The organism is Ruegeria sp. AL3 (assembly GCF_056536065.1).
Window position 1 is genome coordinate 1,464,863 of the sequence record NZ_JBQFJG010000001.1, and the last position, 19,414, is coordinate 1,484,276.

Here is a 19,414-nt window from a genome sequence, read left to right on the forward strand (position 1 = left end):
CCGGGATATTTGTGGCCAGATGAAGAGCGGGTCCCTTGTTCATCTGGCCACAAATATCCCGGAGCGCGAGGCAGAGCCTCGCATTTCAGACCTCACCTGAAAAGCGTGGTCTGACAACTCATCAAACATTGTTATATGACACTTCACTGTTTTCAGAGTTTTCAACCCGTTCATTTCTGCCTTAAACCGAACCGGTATCAACCGGAGACCCGATGTGGCAGACACGCTTCTACCTTCACAGAACACGGACACACCAAAAGGGCTTGCGCTGGCAGTCACGGCCTATGTCCTGTGGGGGTTCTTGCCTCTGTACATGAAAGCGCTGGATCATATGGGCGCGGTCGAGGTTGTGGCGCACCGTGTTATCTGGTCAGTGCCTGTGGCCGGGTTGTTGCTGGTTGTCCTGGGCCGAACCCGGGATCTGAAGGCCGCGCTTGGCAATCCGAAGATGTTGGGTATGGCCGCTTTGACCGCTGCGCTTATTTCCGTGAACTGGGCGATTTACGTATGGGCCATTTCCACGGGCAACGCACTGGATGCGGCGTTGGGGTATTACATCAACCCCCTATTCAGTATCGCGCTGGGGGCAATCCTGTTGAGAGAACCCCTGACACGGACACAACTGTTCGCGGTCGGATTGGCCGCGCTGGGTGTGGTGGTACTTGTGGTGGAAGCCGGTCGTTTGCCTTGGGCGGCTCTTGGGTTGATGATCAGTTGGGGGTTCTACGCGTTCTTCAAGCGCTCGCTGCCGATTGGGCCGAACCAGGGTTTCCTGCTTGAGGTCCTGATCCTTTTGATCCCGGCGCTGGTCTATGTCACGTTTCTGGGTGTGCGGGGCACTGGTCATTTCGGTGTCGCGATGTCGGACACCTTGTTGTTGTCCTGTGCAGGGGTCGTGACGGCGGTGCCATTGCTGGTTTATGCAAATGGCGCCAAACTGGTGCGTCTGTCCACGATGGGCATCCTGCAATACATCGCGCCGACCATGATCTTCATTACAGCGATAACCCTGTTCGGCGAGAAGATAGACACGGGCCGGATGATCGCGTTCCCACTGATCTGGGCGGCTCTGGTCGTTTACTCGATCCCTATAATCCGGCAGGCGCGCGGTCAGGCCTGAAGCAACAGACGCACGGCTGCATCCGCCCAGAGCGCATACGCCCGGGGGCTGGGATGGTAGCCATCCGGTGCAGCCAATGCCGGGTCGTCCGGCAGGTCGAGTGGCAGATGTTGAACATGCGGAAATGCAGCCGCAACCTCTTGCAACCCCTGATCCAGGCGCGCGGCCTGGCATCCAAGCACCCAGGCCAGCGGCTGTGGTAGGGCCGGAAACCTGTTCATCTGCGGGACAGCGGTTACGACGATGCGACGAGCCCCCAGGTTTTCTGAAAGCAAGCGGATAAGGCGGGTCTGACGGCGCGCAAATTGCTGGCGTGTTACGGCACGGGTGACATCATTGACTCCGAGTGCCGTAACGACAGCATCGAACTCGCCGTCCATTTGCGACAGGCGGTCGATCGTGTCCTGGGTGGTGTGCCCGGTTGTCGCTTCCAGCCGCCATTCGACCGCATAGTGGCCGGCCAGACGGTTGACCAGATGACCGGATAACGCCTGATCTTGCGTGCCTGCGCCCACTCCGGCAGCCGAGCTGTCACCGGTGATCAAAAGCCGCAGACGTGGCCCGCGCCCTGTGCGGCCTTCGCGCGGGCCAGTCGGATCCGGCAGCAACTGCGCGTTCCTTCGCACCGATAGCCCCTGCGTGGCAAGCACCGGAAGCAACGGAACCCGCAAAATCTGATCGGCAGCTAGGGAACGAGGCATTGTCAGCTCAGCGCGTTTTTGAATTCCAGAAAACGAGCGTCTGTCATGACCCGCGCCATCATGGCATCGCGCAAGGCACCTACCGTTTTGTAGGGGCGCATGACGACCTCGAAAACCTGGATCAACCCATCGTCGTTCAACGTAACAAGATCCACGCCGATACCATCCAGATCACCGACTTTGCATTGAAACTCCAATGCCCAGTCTTTCCCGTCGCCCATGACGCGCCGATAACGAAAATCTGAAAACACCTGCCCGACATGCCCCAGAACGGCAGCGACCGGAGCGCGCCCTGTCCAGGTGCTGTAGTATGTGGGCGGCAGGAACTGCACATCTTCGGCCAGGAGCTGATGGATCAAGGTCTCATCGCCCTTTGCGACAACCTCTTGCATGCGTTCAATTGTCGGGTGCATGGCATCTCCTCCGCTTTTGAAGAGAAGGTCACCGAACATCGGCGGGCATGCAAGGACGACGTTGCGGGAGGTCACGAGCTGGGATAGGCACCCTGCATGAGCGACACCTATGATCCCCCTCAAACCCCGCTGGATGTGTTGCATGAAGATGCACAGCTGATCGTGGTGAACAAACCTTCGGGCCTGCTTTCGGTTCCGGGGCGGGGCGCGCATCTTTCAGATTGTCTGTTGACCCGGGTGCAGGATGCATTTCCACAAGCACTGCTGGTGCACCGGCTGGACCGTGACACGTCCGGTGTCATGGTCTTTGCCCAAACACCGCACGCACAGCGCAACCTGAGCATGCAATTCGAGCAGCGTCAGACCCGCAAAACCTATATCGCCCGAGTCTGGGGGCAGCTGGAACCCAAGACCGGCACCGTGGACTTGCCTCTGATCGTGGACTGGCCCAACCGACCCAGACAGATGGTTTGCCACGCGACGGGCAAACCTGCCGTGACGGACTGGCGTGTCGTGAAGACCGAAGGCGATACGACGCGTGTGCGTCTGTTTCCCAAAACGGGCCGGTCTCATCAACTTCGCGTCCATATGCAGGCGCTGGGCCACTCGATCCTGGGCGATCCATTCTATGCGACGGGCGATGCGTTGGACTTCCCCAGATTGATGCTGCATTCGGAAGAACTGCGTCTGAAACACCCGGAAGGTGGGGTTTCGATGAAGTTTCGGGCCCGGCCCGAGTTCTGATCTCAGGCCGTGCTGGTCCAGAGCATCTTTAGATTTCCCAGCGAAAATCGTCTGGATCGTTTCTTTGATACGGGCTGCTTGCACTGCCGGGCCATGGCGATTTCGCGCTCGATCTCGAAGGCGCGCAGGGTATGGTCCTGAGACCATTGCCCCAGCCTGAGTGTCATCATGACATGGGTGTCGAGGTATGGCATTTTTCGTGCTCCTTCTTTCGATGCCAATTCAATCTGGCCCATCACTCCTGACACCCTCTTGTCAGTGGGGTGTGCTAGGGTGTCAGCATGGTGACAGGAGGATGCAATGCGCCGTTCGACCCGATTGTTTGAAATCATCCAGATCCTGCGGGCTGCGGGCGCTCCGGTCACGGCAGAGGCCCTGGCCGCAAGGTTGGAGGTGTCCGTGCGCACGGTTTATCGGGATATTGCCGAGTTGCAGGCGCAACGGACGCCCATCGAAGGTGAGGCCGGTATCGGGTACGTGATGCGGCGCGGCTATGATCTGCCGCCGCTCAATTTCGATGCAGAAGAAGTTGAGGCCTTGTGGGTTGGCCTGTCTCTTCTTGCGCGTACCGGCGACAGTCACCTTCAAAGGGCCGCCAGCCGGATATGCCAGAAGATCGACGCATTGCATTGCCCAGCGGATTGGTTGCAGGTTGCCCCATGGGGTGCCCCGGCGGATGATCCAAACAAGGGTTGCGTTTCGATCGCGCATTACCGCGAAGCCATCAGGGCAGAGCGGAAAATCCGTATCACCTATGAAGATAGCGAAGGCGAACGCACGGTTCGGGTCGTGCGCCCTGTGGCGCTGATCTATCACATCGAATGCACGATGTTGGCAGGCTGGTGCGAATTGCGCAACGGGTTTCGCCATTTCCGCACCGACCGTATCTGGTCCAGTGAATGCACCGAAGATAGCTTTTCAGGACAAAGCAGGTCATTGCGCGAGCTCTGGCAGGAACAGCAGAATGCAGAAACGTTCGTTGAAGCGGTTTGAATACGTGTTTGGCGGGTATTCGCCGACTTCACCGCATTGTAGCTTGAGCCGCCAAGCCTGCACAGTGATATACTGAGGAAAACGAAGCACGCCCGAATAACGGGTGCTGGAGCAGAAGGTGATATCATGACGATTTCCAAGTTTTTCGTGGCCACAGGTTTGTGTTCAGCCCTTGTGTTGGCGGCCTGTACCGACCCGGGCACGCTGAAAGTACAGGACGACCCGAACCAGAACGCCAAACAGGGCGCCGTTCTGGGTGGGCTGGTCGGCGCTGGAATCGGGGCAATTGCCAATAATTCGAACCCCGGTCTGGGCGCGTTGGCCGGTGCTGCAATCGGTGCTGCCGGGGGCGGCGTGATCGGCAATCAACTGGACAAGCAGGCTGCGGAGCTGCGCCAACAACTGGCAAATGACGGAATTACAATCGTCAACGCAGGCGATCGCCTGATTGTGACGGTCCCGAATGACATCACCTTTGACACCGACAGTTCGACTGTGCGCCCGGCGTTGCGGTCTGATCTGGTGAAAGTGGGCCAGAATCTGGTCAACTACCCGAATTCGAACGTGCAGATCATCGGGCACACTGACAGCGACGGCGACGCAACCTACAATCAGGGCCTGTCAGAGCGCCGCGCGAATGCCGTGGCCGATATCCTTCAGGCCAACGGTGTCAGCTACAACCGTATTCGCACGATCGGGCAGGGCGAAAACAACCCTGTCGCGTCCAACCTGACGCCGGAAGGAAAATCGCAAAACCGGCGTGTCGAGATTGTCGTGCTGCCCAGCGGGAACGCGTAACCACTGCGCGGCGTGAACAGCGGGGCCGCCCAATGGGCGGCTCGGTTTGCGCAATGACTGTGCGTCAAATGGGGTTTGGATCGGGGTGATCTCGATCTAACTTGCGCCAAACACAGAAACGGAGCTTTCCCGATGTCCCAACCGACCCTTCTTGGCCTGTCCGGGTCCCTGCGCCAGAACGCGACCAACCGTAAGCTTCTGCGCGAGGCGGCACGGTTGTTCGATCCGGCAAGCTTTGTCGAAGCGGATTTGAACCTGCCCCTCTACGACGGTGATCTGGAAGACAAAGAAGGGATTCCCCAGGCGGTTCATACGCTAGCCAATCAGATCGCACAGGCCGATGCGGTGATCATTTCGACACCAGAGTACAACAAGGGTCCATCAGGCGTTCTGAAAAACGCGCTGGACTGGGTCAGCCGAACGCAAGGCAATCCATGGGTCGACAAACCGGTTGCGGTAATGTCGGCGGCCGCTGGTCGTGCAGGCGGGGAACGGGCGCAGATGATCCTGCGGGCCTGTATGGTTCCATTTCAGCCGCGCATCCTGCAAGGGCCCGAAATCCATCTGGCGAACAGTTCGAACGAATTCGACGATCAGGGAAAGCTGCGTTCGGACCGGTACGAAAAGTCCTTGCATGACTTGATGCAGAAACTCCGGGCCGAGGCCGGTTTCTGATCGCGGGTCAGGCAAATGACGCAAGAGCGACAGACCGATCTCTTGGATCCGGCCCGCGCGGCCGCATTTCAGGTCGCGCTGGGTGGTGTGCCAACGATCGCCAGTGGTTCGGAATTGCCGCCCTTCTTCCATCAGCTTTATTTCTGGACCCCTCAACCGGCCGCCGCATTGGGTCGGGATGGGCATCCCAAGGTTGGGGGCTTGATCCCGGATATGGGGTTGCCGCGCAGAATGTGGGCCGGCGGGCGGTTGACCTTTCATGCGCCATTGATCGCAGGGATCACCGCCGAAAAGAAATCGGTTCTTGAAAGTCAAAACGCCAAGGTGGGGCGGTCCGGCCCGTTGGGCTTTGTCACGTTGCGGCACGAGATCTGGCAGAACGGTCAGTTGCGCATGACAGAGTGGCAGGATCTTGTTTATCGCGAAGATCCTGCGCCGGATGCTGAAATGCCCCAACCGCCCACAGCGCGCACCGATGAGACCGATTGCCGCGAAGTCGGGTTCGATTCAACGTTGTTGTTTCGATACTCGGCCCTGACCTTCAATGGCCACCGTATTCACTATGATCTGGACTATGCGCGCGATGTGGAAGGATATGGCGGGCTGGTCGTGCACGGGCCGCTTCTGGCGCAGCTTCTGATGCTTTTCGCGGTTGACCTGATCGGTCCGCTCGCCTCGTTTTCGTTCCGCGCGACTTCGCCATTGATGCATTTCGAAACTGCCCAGTTGTGTCGGAGGGGTGCAAACATGTGGGTGCGCGGCCCTGACGGGCGGCAATGCATGCAAGCCGTCGCCCAGTCACAATGAGGCTTCGGGCCGGAACTCATCAGGGATCGTATCCCGATCTTCCAGCATAAGATCGGCCATGACCTCGGCGATTTTGGGGGCCATGCCGAAACCGATTTTGAACCCGCCATTGGCGATGTACTGCCCTTGATGCAGGGGATGGGCGCCCAACATCGGCGCTCGGCTTTTGCTGCGCGGGCGCACACCAGCCCAGCGTTCGATCACCTCGGCCCCGTGCAAAAGGGGCAGGACGCGCGTGGCGCGGTCTATCACGTCGTCCAGAGCTTCGTCCGTGCTGGTCGGGTCCTCATAATCCCGTTCCGAGGTCGATCCGACCGCAAGTGTTCCGTCTGCATGCGGCACAATGTGAATCGCGTCGGCGAATAGTTGCGGCACTTCCCCTGCGTCGAAGCGCAACAGGGCGGCCTGCCCTTTGACTCCATTTCCGACGGTCTTGCCGTAGGCGTCGTTCAGTTCCTGCAATCCTGCAAGGCCCGTGGCGTGGATGACCTGCCCCTTGTCCTCGGCTTCACTGACAATGTGAACGCCCATGACCTCCAGTGCTGCGACCAGCGCGGCACAGGCCCGCCGGGGGTGCATTCGTGCCGTCAGCGTATCGCGAATGACAAAGCCTGTGGGGCTGGGTGGGCACCATGAACCCGCTTGGGTCGCGGTGATGACACGCCATTCCGCCCGACCTTGCCAAAGCTTATCTGCGGTGCCTTCGCGCTGGCGGGCCAGTTCCAGACCACGCGCGTCCGGGATCGGCTGAAGGCGGCCCAGCCGGCCATAGCCGGGTGAAACCCCGCCGGTGTCTTCGATCTGTCGCCAGAACGGTTCAGCCATGATCAGACTGTCGAACTGAAATGCTTTCTTGGCGTTCCAGTTTTCCGGCACATGCGGGGCCAAGGCGCCGACCAGACCTCCGCTGGACCCGGCGCCGGGACCGGACGGATCGACAACCTGCACTTTCGCGCCGCGGCGCGCACAAATCCAGGCGATGGACAGGCCGAAAATCCCTGCGCCGCGAACCGTCACATCGACCATTGCCAATTCCCTTTTCCTTGTTCAGTGTCGCGCCGCTTAGCTACAGGATTCCCCAATGGCAGACCAGCGCGCCGAATTGACGTGGACCGAAGATCAGATACCGGTCTCGGATCGCTTCGACGACCCATATTATTCGTTACAGAACGGGCTGGAAGAGACGCGCCATGTGTTTCTGGCGGGAAATGATTTGCCTGCGCGATTTGCGCCGGGGTTTCACATTGCCGAGTTGGGTTTTGGCACCGGCCTTAACCTGCTGACCGCCTGGTCGGAATGGGAGGCATCCGGCCAGAAAGGGCCATTGCGCTTTACCAGTTTCGAAGCCTTTCCTATGGCACCGGACGACATGCAGCGCGCGCTTGGGGCCTTTCCCGAATTGCATCCGTGGAGCAGCCGGTTTCTGGCGCATTGGACAGGGCGCACGTGTATGTTGGATTCGCTTCGGTTTGAGGTGGTGATCGGCGATGCACGCAAGACATTGCCGAACTGGGACGGTGTGGCAGATGCCTGGTTTCTCGACGGGTTTTCACCAGCCAAGAACCCTGAATTGTGGGGCGCGGACCTGATGCAGGACGTGGCAAGCCACACTGTCAAAGGCGGTACAGCTGCCACGTATACAGCCGCGGGTTTTGTGCGCCGGGGGCTTGAAAGCGCCGGTTTCAACGTAACCCGCACACCCGGCTATGGTCGCAAGCGGCACATGACACGGGCACACAAAGCATGACCCAGACGAACAATGTCGGTGCGGGCATCGCTTTGATGGTGGGCGCGACAATTGTCTTTGCCTTGCAGGACGGTATCTCGCGCCATCTGGCCGGAACCTATAACACCTACATGGTGGTCATGATCCGCTATTGGTTCTTTGCGGCTTTTGTCATCGCTCTGGCCGCCCGGGCCCCCGGTGGACTGAAGGCGGCCACAAAGACAAGTCAGTTGGGTTTGCAGATCGTGCGGGGCTTGTTGCTGGCGGCCGAGATCTGCATTGCGGTGTTCGGCTTTACGGTCCTTGGCCTGATCGACAGTATGGCCGTCTTCATCTGCTATCCTTTGCTTGTCGCCGCGTTGAGCGGGCCGGTGCTGGGCGAAAAGGTCGGATGGCGGCGATGGGCCGCGATCGGTGTCGGCTGCATCGGCGTTCTGATCATCCTGCAACCGGGCGCCGGGGTCTTTAACCCATGGGCTGTCATACCTTTGATTTCCGCTTTGCTGTTTGCGATCTATGGACTTTTGACGCGATATGTCGCCCGTCAGGACAGCGCGGCGACCAGCTTTTTCTGGACCGGTGTCGCCGGTGCCGTGGCGATGACCGTGTTTGGCATGTGGTTCTGGGAGCCGATGGCGCGCGGCGACTGGCTCTGGATGGCACTGCTTTGCGTCAGTGGGGTGTTCGGGCACTGGCTGTTGATCAAGTGCTATGAGATGGCCGAAGCCAGTGCGGTTCAACCCTTTGCATATTTTCACCTGGTCTGGAGCGCGATCCTGGGTATTTCGATCTTTGGCGAAACGTTGCGCCCCGAAGTCGTGGCGGGCGCAACCATCGTCGTGGCCGCAGGTTTGTTCACCTTATGGCGCGAACGCCGCCAGAGATGATCCGATCAGCTCCTGCGAGAAAGGAACCGGAAGGGCGGGTTGCCCCAGGCGGGCACGGTAGACCGGCAGGCTTTCGGTCACGCGCATCACGTAGTTCCGCGTTTCGCTGAACGGGATCGTCTCGATCCAGTCGACGATATCGACCTCGCCTGTGCGCGGATCACCATAGCGTTCCATCCACGAGATCGGGCGCCGTGGCCCCGCATTGTACCCCGCCGCCATCATCACAACGTTGCCGTTGAAATCGGCCGCCAGACCAGAAAGATAGTTGGCCCCAAGCTTTGCGTTGTATTGCCAGTCCGTGGTCAATCGTCCCGTCTGATGGCCGCTGAGAATGCCCAGCTCGCCCGCGACCAGCTTGGCCGTGGCGGGCATTACCTGCATCAGGCCGCGTGCACCCGCACCGCTGACGACGACCGGGTCGAACTCGCTTTCACGGCGCGCGATGGCCAATGTCATTTCCTTGGCCATCGGCAATCGCATATCTGCAACGGGATGGACCGGGTAATAGGCTGCGGGCAGAACGGTTCCCGTAGTTGCCGCCCGTTTGGCGATCATCACGGCCAGATGCGGCTGTTTCAGTTCGATCACCAGATCGCCCAATTGATTGGCCTGTACTGGATCAAGGCTTTCGACCAGATGGGTCAGGAACCGTTCGGACAGGTTTGCTTCTCCGGCTTTCAGCAACAGCAATCCGGCCTCCAAAACGCTGGAATCGGCAAATTCCGCCTGCCGCCAATGCGGCGCGCGCCGCGGATTGGCCAGTTCTGCATCAAACGGTCGTCCGATCCGTTCTGCGGCTAACAGACCGTAGAATGAGGTCTGGTAGTCGGCCCCCATCGCATAGGCGTCATACGCCTTGTCCGCGTCACCCAATGCCGCGTAAGCGCGCCCAAGCCAATAGCCACCACGGCCTTTCGAGATCGGAGATTTCACGGCGTCCGAAAAGTTCTGGAAGTGGCGAATGGCGGTGGCAGGATCATTCAGTTTGCGAAGCGCCAGAAAACCGGCCAGCCATTCAAGATCGGCATAGCCGTAACCCATTTCGGGGGTCATGTGATGATTGGCGGCCACGTCATAGGCGCGCGCCGCACGGCCCGATCGCATCTCAAGCCGTGCAAGACGGCGCCGTCCCTCGGCCCATTTGTCAGGCTCACCCAGGGCGTCAGGCCCGGTAGAGCGTGCCAGCATCAGATCGACGGCGCTGTCATCCAGTTCTTTCTTGTCGCGCCAGACAAAACGATCGAAGGCCAGCCCGGGCGCATCCGCCAGAGACTTGGGAACTGCTGCCACCTTGGTGTCCACACCGGGTTGGCGTTTCTGCAATGCTATCCGTGCTTCGGCCAGTTTGCGTTCGTCTGAACCGACCAAAGGCAACATCTGCCCGGCGCTTACAAGATGACCGTCCCACAGCATTCTGTCCAAGCGCGCCGCGTGATGCGGCTTCAGAAGTTTGGCAAAGTTTTCCAGATAGCTTTTTTGCAGACCCGAACCCATTGGCATGGTGCGCCAAGCGGTCACAATGTCGGCCTCCGCTTCTCCGATGCGTCCCTTGGCTTTCAGAGCGACGGCAAAGTTCAACGCGCCCTCTGCCGTCTGAGGCGGCATGCCGGCATAGAATTTCAGAACCCTGTCTGGATCGGCACCGGTGAAAACAGGCTCGCTCTTGCGGCGCAACCATGCCAGCCCGGGCCAGTCCGGGCGACGTTCGAGAAACACCAACACGTCGCCAGAGCTGCCGAAGCCCTCGCGCAGCCAGTGCCAGACAATGATATCGCGCGATACAGAACCACGCTGGCCGGATACGCGCAACGCTGCGTTCCAGTCGCCTTTGCGCATTTCGGTAAGTCCAGCGCGCAAATCAGCAGCAGCATCTGCCCGTGCTGAATGCGTCGCAGTCACCGAATACAGAATCACAGCAGTCAACAGTGCCAGAAAGCGTGTCATCCCTTGCATTTCCTAACCAACCGAGGATAGAGCCTGTGAGGATAAACCGTGCGTCGCCGGGATCAACTCACAAAGCTGGAAACGTGAGGGACCGCGGCGTAAAAACTGCAAAATGCACCTTGAAGGAGCGTGTCATGTTCAAAGGCTCGATGCCAGCCCTCGTCACCCCGTTCAACAACGGCGAGTTGGACCTGAAGACGCTCAAACATCTGGTGGACTGGCAGATATCCGAAGGCTCGACCGGGCTGGTGCCTGTGGGAACAACCGGCGAAAGCCCGACGCTCAGCCACGAAGAGCATGAAACAGTGATCGAAGAGGTCGTCAAAACCGCTGCGGGCCGCGTTCCGGTCATTGCCGGTGCCGGGTCGAACAACACGGTCGAAGCTGTCCGCTTCGTTCAGTTCGCGGAAAAAGTCGGAGCGGATGCGGCACTGGTCGTTACGCCGTATTACAACAAACCGACTCAGCGTGGCCTGATCGCGCATTTCGAGGCGCTGCATGCGGCCGCGGATATCCCGATCATCATCTACAACATTCCGGGCCGCTCAGTCATTGACATGACACCTGCCACGATGGGTGAACTGGCCAAGCTTCCCCGTATCGTCGGGGTCAAGGATGCAACGGGCGATCTGGCCCGTGTCAGCCAGCAGCGTGCAACTTGCGGCGCAGATTTCTGCCAATTGTCCGGCGAAGACGCCACCGCACTTGGCTTCAACGCACACGGCGGTGTTGGCTGCATTTCGGTCACCGCAAACGTGGCCCCCAGGCTCTGCGCCGAATTCCAGCAGGCGACACTGGCAGGGGATTACGCAAAAGCGCTGGAGTATCAGGACAAACTGATGCCGCTGCATGAGGCGATCTTCATCGAGCCGGGCCTGGTCGGTGCCAAATATGCACTCAGCAAACTGGGCCTTTGCAGCACCGAAGTCCGCTCACCCCTGACCGAGCTGGAAAACAGCACCAAGGATGCAATCGAGGCCGCAATGGCCCATGCTGGCCTGATCTGACTGGTATTTCAGAATACAACGAAGGGCGGCCTCGAACCTCGAGCGCCGCCCTTTCTTTTCCATATATCCAGACTTCATCTGGCTAAAAATATCCCGGGGGAGTCGCGGCTTGCCGCGGCGGGGGCAGAGCCCCCTCAGCGTTTGCCGTAATACAGCCCCACGACATGTTCGGCCTGCGCAAAGAACAGCCAGCGCGACGTTGCAACACCTGCCAGATGCGAGGCCACGGCCAGCAGGGCGAAGACGTGATTGAACGGCAACAACAACAGCAGAACCGGCAGCACGAATGCCAGAACGAACGAGATCAGCCGCAGTTTTTCGGCGTGTTTGCGCCCGACCACATGAACAAACTCTCGCAGCAGATAATTGGTGCCGGTATGGGGCGGCTCAAAGGCGCGGACGGAACCGCGTGCGCCAAGCCCGGTGGCTGTACCCAGATCAGTTTCCGATGATGCAAACGCCTGATCCCCTTTGCGCCAGTACAGTATCTGCACCAGCGCCGCGATCAGCAGCAGCGGCAGAGCTGCACTTGTCTGACCTGCCAGCAAGGCACCACCGGCCAGGCTGAAGCTGAGGAACATGGCAGGTGTCAGGTTCATGTTCCAGCGTGGGATGGTCTTGAGCTGCGTGTAGATCATCGATGTCGTGAACACTGTGGCCAGCGACAACCCTGCGCCGATCCAGCCCAGAAAACCCCAGCGCTGGTCCAGAAACACCACGCCAATTGCATAGAGCCCCATGACGACCAGCGCGAGTACGGCACACCAACCTTCACGGCTGAGCCAGCTGGTTTTCCATTGAGTGAAGGCTTTCAAGGCCCGTTCCGGATGGCCCAGGTGGAAGGTCGAAGCCAAAAGCCCGCCGACGGCCAGACCATAGGCAATGGCGAAGAACACAAAAGCCACCCAACCCGAAACAGCCGGAAACCCCAGGCCAAGAAAGAACAGCAGTCCAAATCCCAGACCGGACAGGGTGGTGAACAGAATGACGGAGGGTGCGGGATGCATCAGAGTTTCTCCAACGTCTTGTCGAGCCAGCCGAGGAACCCTTTGGGCTCGTCAGCGATGGGGGCCAGCAGGGGGGCCAGTATGTCGATCTGGTCTTCCACGGTGTCCTTGGGGCGCGGGGGCAGGTATTTGTTGACGGGTTTGGTTCCCATTTCCGGCATCAGGTCCATGCCACCCCGTTCTGCAACCAGCTGGCTGACATCGCTGTCAGGGTCGCCCAGATCACCAAAGTGCCTTGCGCCCGCAGGGCAGGTGCGAACACAGGAGGGGATACGGTCGACCTCGGGGAGGTTTTCGTTGTAGATGCGGTCCACGCAAAGTGTGCATTTCTTCATCACACCTTCGGCCACATCCAGTTCCCGCGCACCGTAAGGGCAGGACCAGGCGCACAGGCCGCATCCGATGCAATCGCTTTCATTGACCAGGACGATGCCATCCTCGACCCGCTTGTAGCTGGCGCCGGTGGGGCAAACGGTAACACAGGGCGCGTCTTCGCAATGCAGGCAGGATTTCGGGAAGTGGATCAGCTGGGCATGCCCGTCGGCAGGTTGCACTTCGTAGGAATGCACGCGGTTGAGAAAGGTGCCCGAAGGGTTTGCACCATAGGCGTCCTGATCCGAAAGAGGGGCGCCGTAATTTTCTGTGTTCCAGCCTTTGCAGGAAATAACGCAGGCGTGGCAGCCGACACAGGTGTCCAGGTCGATGACCAGGCCCATCTTGCGGTCAGTGGAGTTTGGTAGCTGGGTCATGTCAGTGAACCTCTGCTGTGGAGGGCAGGTGAGGGGGCCAGCCCCCTCTTGAGCCTGCGGCTCAATTCACCCCCGGGATATTTTTGGCCAGATGAAGTGCGGATCCGGGTCATTTGCCCACCTTCCAGGCCAGGTTTTCAGGGCCGGTTCCGACAGGAGATTTGATCGGGTCGAAATTCGGCTGGCTTTGCGCATCGGCAGGTGCGTCGGCTTTTTCGATTTTGACCTTCAGGTCGAACCATGCCGCCTGACCAGTGATTGGGTCCGAATTGGCCCAGCGCATTCCATCATCTTTGGACGGCAGCAATTCGTGAATCAGGTGATTGAGCAGGAAACCTTTGGTCGCTTCTGGTGCGTCGTCCTGCAAGGCCCAGGCGCCCTTGCGTTTGCCGATGGCGTTCCATGTCCAGACCGTGTTGTCGTTCAGCGCGGCCATCTCCATCACCGGCACGGTGATCTCACCGTGGGGGGAGCTGACTTTTGCCCAGTCTCCGTCTTGCAGGTTGTGTTCCCGCATCAGTTTGGTCGGGACGTACAGCGGGTTTTGCCCGTGCAACTGGCGCAGCCATGCGTTCTGTGTGCCCCAACTGTGATACATGGCCATTGGGCGCTGCGTCAGGGCGTTGACGGTGAAGCCTTCATTGCCCTGCTGATCGGTTTCGTACCAGATCGGCAACGGATCCATGGTGTCCTTGATGCGCTGGCGCAGGTGCTCGGGCGGCTGGCGGTCTCCGTGACCTTCGGCAGCCAGCTGGAACCGGCGCATCGGTTCGGAATAGAGTTGGAACAGATAGGGCTGAGGGCTGTCATAGATGCCCATCCCGACGGCCCAGTCCTGATAGGCGGTGTTCCACGGTTTGTAGTAATCCGCGCCTTCCGGGATATGCGCCACATAAAATCCGCCGTTTTCGATATACCGGTTCAGCTGATCCGGATTGACCTCGCCGCGGCCTTCCTTGTCGCCGTCTGGACCCCGGAAGCCGGCCAGCGGGCCGATGCCAGGGCGTCGTTCGTGGTTGACAATGTAATCTGCGTAGTCATTCCACTTTGGGCTGCCGTCTTCATTCGTGAAACCCGGCAGGCTCATACGGTTGGCCAGCTCGATCAGAACCGACTGGAAACCACGCACGTCACGGTCGGGTTTGACCACCGGCCAGCGAATGGCGTCTGCTGCGGCGTCGGCCTCGCAGATCGGGCGATCCAGCAGGGAGATACAGTCGTGCCGCTCAAGATAGGTGGTGTCGGGCAGGATCAGGTCGGCATAGGCCACCATTTCCGAAGAATAGGCATCGGAGTAGATGATGCGCGGGATGATGTAATTGCCGTCTTCGGCCTTGGCCGTCAGCATCTCCATCACACCTTTGGTGTTCATGGAGGAGTTCCACGACATGTTCGCCATATACATGAACAGCGTGTCGATCTTGTAGGGATCACCGGCAGCCGCGTTCGAAATCACCATATGCATCAACCCGTGCGCGGACATCGGGTTTTCCCAGGTGAATGCTTTGTCGATGCGTTGCGGCGTGCCGCAGTCATCCAGCAGCAGGTCTTCGGGACCTCGTGGAAAGCCCAGATGCGGGCCGTTCAGTGGGCGTCCCGGACGCCTGTCGCCATGGGGCGTCGGGTGCGCTTCGACCGGCTTGGGATAGGGTGGCTTAAAGCGGAAACCGCCCGGCACCTCGACTGTTCCCAGCAGGATCTGAAGCACGTGCAGTGCGCGGCAGGTCTGGAATCCGTTGGCATGGGCCGAAATGCCCCGCATGGCATGGAAGCTGACGGGACGACCAATCATCTTCGAGTGCTTTTCACCCCGAAAATCAACCCATTCTTGATTCAGTTGGATCGCCTCGTCAAAAGCGACCCTGGCGATTTCGGCGGCAATAGCCCGGATACGTTTGGCGGGAATGCCGCAGCGATCGGCTACCGCCTCGGGCGCGTGTTCGTTGCTGAGGTATTTCTCGGCCATCAAGTGGAAAACGGGACGGTGCGTTACACCGTCCTTGTCATAGGTCGCCGACAGGTCCGGGCGCACGCCGGGCTTGTCGAATGCGGTTGGCTTGCCCGTCTTGCGATCAATAACCAGCGGCTTGCCATCCTCGTCGCGCAGGAACAGGCCCTTTTCCGCACCCTCGCTTGCGTTCACCAGAACCGGCGCATTGGTATAGCGGCTCAGGTAATCCAGATCGATCTTGCCAGCTTTCATCAGGACGTGGATCAGCGACAAAATGAACAGCCCGTCTGTTCCGGGTGTGATGCCAACCCAGTCATCGGCAACTGCGTTATAGCCCGACCGGATCGGATTCACTCCGATCACCCGTGCGCCGCGCGCCTTGATCTTGCCGATCCCCATTTTTATCGGGTTGCTGTCATGATCCTCGGCGACGCCGAACAGCATGAACAGTTTGGTGTGATCCCAGTCGGGTTGCCCAAACTCCCAAAAAGCGCCGCCCATCGTGTAAATGCCACCGGCCGCCATATTGACCGAGCAGAAGCCGCCGTGGGCTGCGTAGTTCGGAGTGCCGAAATTCTGGGCCCAGAAACTGGTGAAGCTCTGGCTCTGGTCGCGGCCAGTGAAGAAAGCCAGCTTCTGCGGTGCGGTTTCATGCAGTTCGTTCAGCCAGCCCACGGCAGTGCTGAGCGCCTCGTCCCACTCGATTTCGCGAAATTCACCCGAGCCGCGTGGGCCGACACGCTTCAGCGGTTTGCGCAGGCGAGAGGGGGCGTTGACCTGCATGATCCCGGCAGAGCCCTTGGCGCACAACACACCCTTGTTGACCGGGTGGTTCCGGTTTCCTTCGATATAGGCTACCTTGCCATCTTTCATGTGAACGTTGATGCCGCAGCGGCAGGCGCACATATAACAGGTGGTTTTGCGGACCTCGTCCGAAACTTTCGGAGACGTTTCAAGGATCGGCTGCTGATGGGTCATTGGCGGGTCCTGTCGGTTATGTCGGGAGGATTGTTTCACTTTCCTTCCGATTTGAGAACATCGTTCTGAAGACGACGCGAGTTCTGAGTTTTATTTCCTGATAGCTTGCAGTGCCGTCACGGCGATCATCTGGGTCACGTCTTCGGCGCTGCATCCGCGGGAAAGATCGTTGGCGGGTCGGGCCAGCCCCTGCAGAACCGGGCCGATTGCGGTGTAACCCCCCAGTCGTTGCGTGATCTTGTAGCCGATATTGCCCGCGTCGAGATTGGGAAAGATCATCACGTTGGCCTGACCGGCGACCGAAGATCCGGGCGATTTGCGATCCCCGACCGAGGGCACGAAGGCCGCGTCGAACTGAAGCTCGCCGTCGACCTCGAGATCCGGGGAACTTTGACGCAGTGTTTCAGTGGCCTCGATCACCTTGTCGACATCGGGATGCTTTGCGCTGCCTTTGGTCGAAAAGCTGAGCATGGCAATCTTGGGGTCAACCCGCAGCAGTGCGCGCGCCGATCTGGCCGAGGCGACGGCAATTTTGCTCAACTCGTCAGGGCTGGGATCGATGACCAGGCCGCAGTCCGAATAGAGCATCGCCCGCGCTCCGGGTTGAGCGTCTTCCGGCGGGTACATCAGGAAAAAGGATGATACCATTCCGGCATCGGGGGCCATGCCGATCACCTGAATGGCCGCGCGTACAATGTCTCCGGTCGTGTGAACGGCTCCACCTACGGTTCCAGTGGCCCGCCCGCTGCGTACCAGCATGGCGGCATAGACTGGCGGTGTTTCAACGGCGGCTCGGGCCTTGGCCGGATCGACGCCCTTGTGTTGGCGCAGTTCAAAATAGGTTTGAGCAAATTCCTCGGTCAGGTCCGAGGTTGCCGGGTCGTGAACCATGACGCCGTCAGAGCGAGTGGCGTTCTGGTTTTTGAGGGCGGCGTCGACCTCGGCTTGTGGACCGACCAGAATGACATCGGCCAGTCCGGCTTGTTGGGCGGCCAGCGCCCCCGCAACAACGCGGGGATCACTGCCTTCGCATAAAGAAATCACAGGGCGCGAGGCCGGGGCGCTCTGACGCAACAGTTCAATTGGTGTCATTGTCATGCGCTGTGGCCTCGTCCTTTGATTACGCTTCCTGAGCTTTCATGTCATCGGCGGAGATTCCGGCGACGGCGACGGGTTTTTTCATCGCGTCGCGGCGGAAAGGCTCGCCGAGCTCTTGGTTGATCAGGGCCTCGATCAGCGTGGTGATGCCGTTCTTCTGATCCTCGATCGCCTGATTCAGCGCCGCAGTCAGCTCGTCCTGGGTGCGGGCCACGACACCCTTCAGGCCACAGGCCTGCGCGATACCGGCGTAAGACACTTTGGTGTCCAGCTCGGTGCCGACGAAGTTGTCGTCGAACCACAGGGTCGAGTTGCGCTTTTCCGCGCCCCACTGGTAGTTGCGGAACACGATCTGGGTCACGGCGGGCCATTCCTCGCGGCCGATCGCGGTCAGTTCGTTCACCGCGATGCCAAAGGCACCGTCACCGGCAAAGCCCACGACCGGCACATCCGGGCAGCCGATCTTGGCACCAACGATGGCCGGCAGGCCATAGCCGCAGGGGCCGAACAGGCCCGGCGCCAGGTATTTGCGGCCCTCTTCAAACGATGGATAGGCGTTGCCGATGGCGCAGTTGTTGCCGATATCCGAGCTGATGATCGCCTCTTTCGGCAGGGCCGCCTGAATGGCGCGCCACGCCATGCGGGGGCTCATCCAGTCGGGCTTGGCCGCGCGGGCACGCTGGTTCCAGGTGGTGCCCGGATCGTCATCCTCGTGGGTCATCGAGGTCAGTTCCTGCGCCCAGGCCGATTTCTTCTGCGCGATGCGCTCTTTGCGCTCCTTGCGGCCTTCGTCACCGGCGGTGTCGCTCAGCTGGGCCAGAATGCCCTTTGCCACCTTGGCGGCGTCGCCGATGATGCCGACGCTGACCGCTTTGGTCAGGCCGATACGGTCAGGGTTGATGTCGACCTGGATGATCTTCGCATCCGCGGGCCAGTAGTTGATGCCATAGCCCGGCAGGGTCGAGAACGGGTTCAGACGGGTGCCGAGGCACAGGACAACATCCGCCTCGCTGATCAGCTCCATCCCGGCTTTCGAGCCGTTGTAGCCCAGCGGACCGGCAAACAGAGGGTGGCTGCCGGGGAAGGCGTCGTTGTGCTGATAGCCCACGCAGACCGGCGCATCCAGACGCTCGGCCAGCGCCTTCGAGGCCTCGATCCCGCCCTTGGACAGCACCACGCCCGCACCGTTCAGGATCACCGGGTTCTTGGCGTTCGACAGCAGCTCGGCCGCCTGCGCCACGGCGGTTTCGCCGCCCGCAGGGCGCTCGAACTCGACGATGGCGGGCAGGTCGATATCGACCACCTGGGTCCACATGTCACGCGGGATGTTGATCTGGGCCGGGGCGCTGGCGCGCTTGGCTTTCATGATTACGCGGTTCAGAACCTCGGTGACGCGGGTCGGGTCGCGGACCTCTTCCTGATAGGCGACCATGTCCTCGAACAGCTTCATCTGCTCAACTTCCTGGAAACCGCCCTGACCGATGGTCTTGTTCGCCGCCTGCGGAGTGACCAGCAGCAGCGGCGTGTGGTTCCAGTAGGCGGTTTTCACGGCGGTCACGAAATTGGTGATGCCGGGGCCGTTCTGCGCGATCATCATCGACATCTTGCCGGTCGCACGGGTGTAGCCATCCGCCATCATCCCCGCGCTGCCTTCATGCGCACAGTCCCAGAACATGATCCCGGCCTTCGGGAACAAGTCCGAGATCGGCATCATCGCAGATCCAATGATCCCGAACGCATGCTCAATCCCGTGCATCTGCAAAACCTTAACAAAGGCCTCTTCCGTCGTCATTTTCATAAGGGTGCTCTCCAA

Annotated in this window: 19 protein-coding genes; 9 read left to right on the top strand and 10 right to left on the bottom strand. The window is 59.9% G+C overall.

Annotation, left to right across the window (positions count from 1 at the left end):
* The first annotated feature begins 214 nt into the window (after positions 1 to 214).
* Positions 215 to 1,120 (top strand): EamA family transporter RarD, encoded by a 906-nt coding sequence (rarD, locus tag ACR3E6_RS07370; RefSeq protein WP_480486516.1) that lies wholly within the window; start codon positions 215 to 217, stop codon positions 1,118 to 1,120.
* Here rarD and ACR3E6_RS07375 read toward each other — a convergent pair.
* Together ACR3E6_RS07375 and ACR3E6_RS07380 are read right to left on the bottom strand one after the other, a co-directional pair.
* Positions 1,111 to 1,821 carry an SGNH/GDSL hydrolase family protein gene (locus ACR3E6_RS07375; protein WP_480486518.1) on the bottom strand — a complete coding sequence of 237 codons (711 nt, stop codon included), beginning with the start codon at positions 1,819 to 1,821 and terminating at the stop codon, positions 1,111 to 1,113. The genes rarD and ACR3E6_RS07375 overlap by 10 nt on opposite strands.
* A 2-nt stretch (positions 1,822 to 1,823) precedes the next feature.
* A complete protein-coding gene (locus ACR3E6_RS07380; protein ID WP_171637706.1) occupies positions 1,824 to 2,234 on the bottom strand; it encodes a nuclear transport factor 2 family protein in 411 nt (136 codons plus the stop codon).
* 96 nt (positions 2,235 to 2,330) lie between these two features.
* On the opposite strand from ACR3E6_RS07380, the gene ACR3E6_RS07385 reads away from it, so the two are divergent.
* Entirely contained in the window at positions 2,331 to 2,978 is a 648-nt protein-coding gene (locus tag ACR3E6_RS07385; RefSeq protein ID WP_171637705.1) for an RluA family pseudouridine synthase, read from the top strand.
* 2 nt (positions 2,979 to 2,980) lie between these two features.
* Here ACR3E6_RS07385 and ACR3E6_RS07390 read toward each other — a convergent pair whose 3' ends face one another.
* Positions 2,981 to 3,172 (bottom strand): hypothetical protein, encoded by a 192-nt coding sequence (locus ACR3E6_RS07390; protein WP_170345624.1) that lies wholly within the window; start codon positions 3,170 to 3,172, stop codon positions 2,981 to 2,983.
* A gap of 106 nt (positions 3,173 to 3,278) precedes the next feature.
* On the opposite strand from ACR3E6_RS07390, the gene ACR3E6_RS07395 reads away from it, so the two are divergent.
* From ACR3E6_RS07395 to ACR3E6_RS07410, 4 genes are all read left to right on the top strand, one after another.
* A complete protein-coding gene (locus tag ACR3E6_RS07395) occupies positions 3,279 to 3,971 on the top strand; it encodes a helix-turn-helix transcriptional regulator (RefSeq protein WP_171637703.1) in 693 nt (230 codons plus the stop codon).
* A 126-nt stretch (positions 3,972 to 4,097) separates the two neighbouring features.
* Positions 4,098 to 4,769, top strand: a complete 672-nt coding sequence (locus tag ACR3E6_RS07400; protein ID WP_480486521.1) for a YiaD family glycine zipper/OmpA-like lipoprotein — start codon at positions 4,098 to 4,100, stop codon at positions 4,767 to 4,769.
* Positions 4,770 to 4,901: 132 nt separating this feature from the next.
* Positions 4,902 to 5,444, top strand: coding sequence for an NADPH-dependent FMN reductase (locus ACR3E6_RS07405; RefSeq protein WP_480486523.1), 543 nt, complete (start codon positions 4,902 to 4,904; stop codon positions 5,442 to 5,444).
* A gap of 15 nt (positions 5,445 to 5,459) precedes the next feature.
* Positions 5,460 to 6,251, top strand: a complete 792-nt coding sequence (locus ACR3E6_RS07410) for an HTD2 family dehydratase (protein WP_480486525.1) — start codon at positions 5,460 to 5,462, stop codon at positions 6,249 to 6,251.
* Here ACR3E6_RS07410 and ACR3E6_RS07415 read toward each other — a convergent pair.
* On the bottom strand, positions 6,243 to 7,277 hold the full coding sequence (locus ACR3E6_RS07415) for an NAD(P)/FAD-dependent oxidoreductase (protein ID WP_480486527.1): 1,035 nt from the start codon (positions 7,275 to 7,277) through the stop codon (positions 6,243 to 6,245). The two genes, ACR3E6_RS07410 and ACR3E6_RS07415, sit on opposite strands and share 9 nt — an antisense overlap.
* 55 nt (positions 7,278 to 7,332) lie before the next feature.
* On the opposite strand from ACR3E6_RS07415, the gene mnmC2 reads away from it, so the two are divergent.
* Together mnmC2 and ACR3E6_RS07425 are read left to right on the top strand one after the other, a co-directional pair.
* Positions 7,333 to 7,998: a tRNA (5-methylaminomethyl-2-thiouridine)(34)-methyltransferase MnmC2 gene (gene mnmC2, locus ACR3E6_RS07420; RefSeq protein WP_480486529.1), complete on the top strand. Its 666-nt coding sequence runs from the start codon at positions 7,333 to 7,335 to the stop codon at positions 7,996 to 7,998.
* The gene (locus tag ACR3E6_RS07425) at positions 7,995 to 8,864 is read left to right on the top strand and encodes a DMT family transporter (RefSeq protein WP_171637697.1); all 870 of its coding nucleotides are present in this window, start codon (positions 7,995 to 7,997) and stop codon (positions 8,862 to 8,864) included. The genes mnmC2 and ACR3E6_RS07425 overlap by 4 nt, the downstream gene beginning before the upstream one ends.
* On the opposite strand, the gene ACR3E6_RS07430 is transcribed toward ACR3E6_RS07425, so the two are convergent.
* Positions 8,838 to 10,811 (bottom strand): lytic transglycosylase domain-containing protein, encoded by a 1,974-nt coding sequence (locus ACR3E6_RS07430; RefSeq protein WP_480486531.1) that lies wholly within the window; start codon positions 10,809 to 10,811, stop codon positions 8,838 to 8,840. The genes ACR3E6_RS07425 and ACR3E6_RS07430 overlap by 27 nt on opposite strands.
* Before the next feature lie 134 nt (positions 10,812 to 10,945).
* Here ACR3E6_RS07430 and dapA point away from each other — a divergent pair, with 134 nt between their 5' ends.
* Complete coding sequence (gene dapA / locus ACR3E6_RS07435; protein WP_171637693.1) at positions 10,946 to 11,818, top strand: 4-hydroxy-tetrahydrodipicolinate synthase; 873 nt, start codon at positions 10,946 to 10,948, stop codon at positions 11,816 to 11,818.
* Between the two features lie 134 nt (positions 11,819 to 11,952).
* On the opposite strand, the gene ACR3E6_RS07440 is transcribed toward dapA, so the two are convergent.
* The 5 genes from ACR3E6_RS07440 to xsc all read right to left on the bottom strand — a co-directional run bounded on the left by ACR3E6_RS07440 (position 11,953) and on the right by xsc (position 19,399).
* Positions 11,953 to 12,825, bottom strand: coding sequence for a dimethyl sulfoxide reductase anchor subunit family protein (locus ACR3E6_RS07440; RefSeq protein WP_209835469.1), 873 nt, complete (start codon positions 12,823 to 12,825; stop codon positions 11,953 to 11,955).
* Positions 12,825 to 13,574, bottom strand: coding sequence for a 4Fe-4S dicluster domain-containing protein (locus ACR3E6_RS07445; RefSeq protein WP_171172200.1), 750 nt, complete (start codon positions 13,572 to 13,574; stop codon positions 12,825 to 12,827). The genes ACR3E6_RS07440 and ACR3E6_RS07445 overlap by 1 nt, the downstream gene beginning before the upstream one ends.
* A 109-nt stretch (positions 13,575 to 13,683) precedes the next feature.
* The gene (locus ACR3E6_RS07450) at positions 13,684 to 16,503 is read right to left on the bottom strand and encodes a molybdopterin oxidoreductase family protein (protein WP_209835470.1); all 2,820 of its coding nucleotides are present in this window, start codon (positions 16,501 to 16,503) and stop codon (positions 13,684 to 13,686) included.
* A 90-nt stretch (positions 16,504 to 16,593) separates the two neighbouring features.
* Entirely contained in the window at positions 16,594 to 17,601 is a 1,008-nt protein-coding gene (gene pta, locus ACR3E6_RS07455) for a phosphate acetyltransferase (protein WP_209835471.1), read from the bottom strand.
* Positions 17,602 to 17,623: 22 nt separating this feature from the next.
* A complete protein-coding gene (gene xsc / locus ACR3E6_RS07460; protein WP_480486534.1) occupies positions 17,624 to 19,399 on the bottom strand; it encodes a sulfoacetaldehyde acetyltransferase in 1,776 nt (591 codons plus the stop codon).
* Between the last annotated feature and the right edge of the window lie 15 nt (positions 19,400 to 19,414).

What these genes read in the sequence shown, in the direction of transcription:
- xsc (WP_480486534.1), bottom strand. Translation starts at nt 19,399, where the DNA reads ATGAAAATGACGACGGAAGAGGCCTTTGTTAAGGTTTTGCAGATGCAC.
- ACR3E6_RS07410 (WP_480486525.1), top strand. Translation starts at nt 5,460, where the DNA reads ATGACGCAAGAGCGACAGACCGATCTCTTGGATCCGGCCCGCGCGGCC.
- ACR3E6_RS07415 (WP_480486527.1), bottom strand. Translation starts at nt 7,277, where the DNA reads ATGGTCGATGTGACGGTTCGCGGCGCAGGGATTTTCGGCCTGTCCATC.
- ACR3E6_RS07385 (WP_171637705.1), top strand. Translation starts at nt 2,331, where the DNA reads ATGAGCGACACCTATGATCCCCCTCAAACCCCGCTGGATGTGTTGCAT.
- dapA (WP_171637693.1), top strand. Translation starts at nt 10,946, where the DNA reads ATGTTCAAAGGCTCGATGCCAGCCCTCGTCACCCCGTTCAACAACGGC.
- ACR3E6_RS07375 (WP_480486518.1), bottom strand. Translation starts at nt 1,821, where the DNA reads ATGCCTCGTTCCCTAGCTGCCGATCAGATTTTGCGGGTTCCGTTGCTT.
- pta (WP_209835471.1), bottom strand. Translation starts at nt 17,601, where the DNA reads ATGACAATGACACCAATTGAACTGTTGCGTCAGAGCGCCCCGGCCTCG.
- ACR3E6_RS07395 (WP_171637703.1), top strand. Translation starts at nt 3,279, where the DNA reads ATGCGCCGTTCGACCCGATTGTTTGAAATCATCCAGATCCTGCGGGCT.
- ACR3E6_RS07450 (WP_209835470.1), bottom strand. Translation starts at nt 16,503, where the DNA reads ATGACCCATCAGCAGCCGATCCTTGAAACGTCTCCGAAAGTTTCGGAC.
- ACR3E6_RS07405 (WP_480486523.1), top strand. Translation starts at nt 4,902, where the DNA reads ATGTCCCAACCGACCCTTCTTGGCCTGTCCGGGTCCCTGCGCCAGAAC.
- ACR3E6_RS07390 (WP_170345624.1), bottom strand. Translation starts at nt 3,172, where the DNA reads ATGCCATACCTCGACACCCATGTCATGATGACACTCAGGCTGGGGCAA.
- mnmC2 (WP_480486529.1), top strand. Translation starts at nt 7,333, where the DNA reads ATGGCAGACCAGCGCGCCGAATTGACGTGGACCGAAGATCAGATACCG.
- ACR3E6_RS07430 (WP_480486531.1), bottom strand. Translation starts at nt 10,811, where the DNA reads ATGACACGCTTTCTGGCACTGTTGACTGCTGTGATTCTGTATTCGGTG.
- ACR3E6_RS07380 (WP_171637706.1), bottom strand. Translation starts at nt 2,234, where the DNA reads ATGCACCCGACAATTGAACGCATGCAAGAGGTTGTCGCAAAGGGCGAT.
- ACR3E6_RS07440 (WP_209835469.1), bottom strand. Translation starts at nt 12,825, where the DNA reads ATGCATCCCGCACCCTCCGTCATTCTGTTCACCACCCTGTCCGGTCTG.
- ACR3E6_RS07445 (WP_171172200.1), bottom strand. Translation starts at nt 13,574, where the DNA reads ATGACCCAGCTACCAAACTCCACTGACCGCAAGATGGGCCTGGTCATC.
- ACR3E6_RS07400 (WP_480486521.1), top strand. Translation starts at nt 4,098, where the DNA reads ATGACGATTTCCAAGTTTTTCGTGGCCACAGGTTTGTGTTCAGCCCTT.
- ACR3E6_RS07425 (WP_171637697.1), top strand. Translation starts at nt 7,995, where the DNA reads ATGACCCAGACGAACAATGTCGGTGCGGGCATCGCTTTGATGGTGGGC.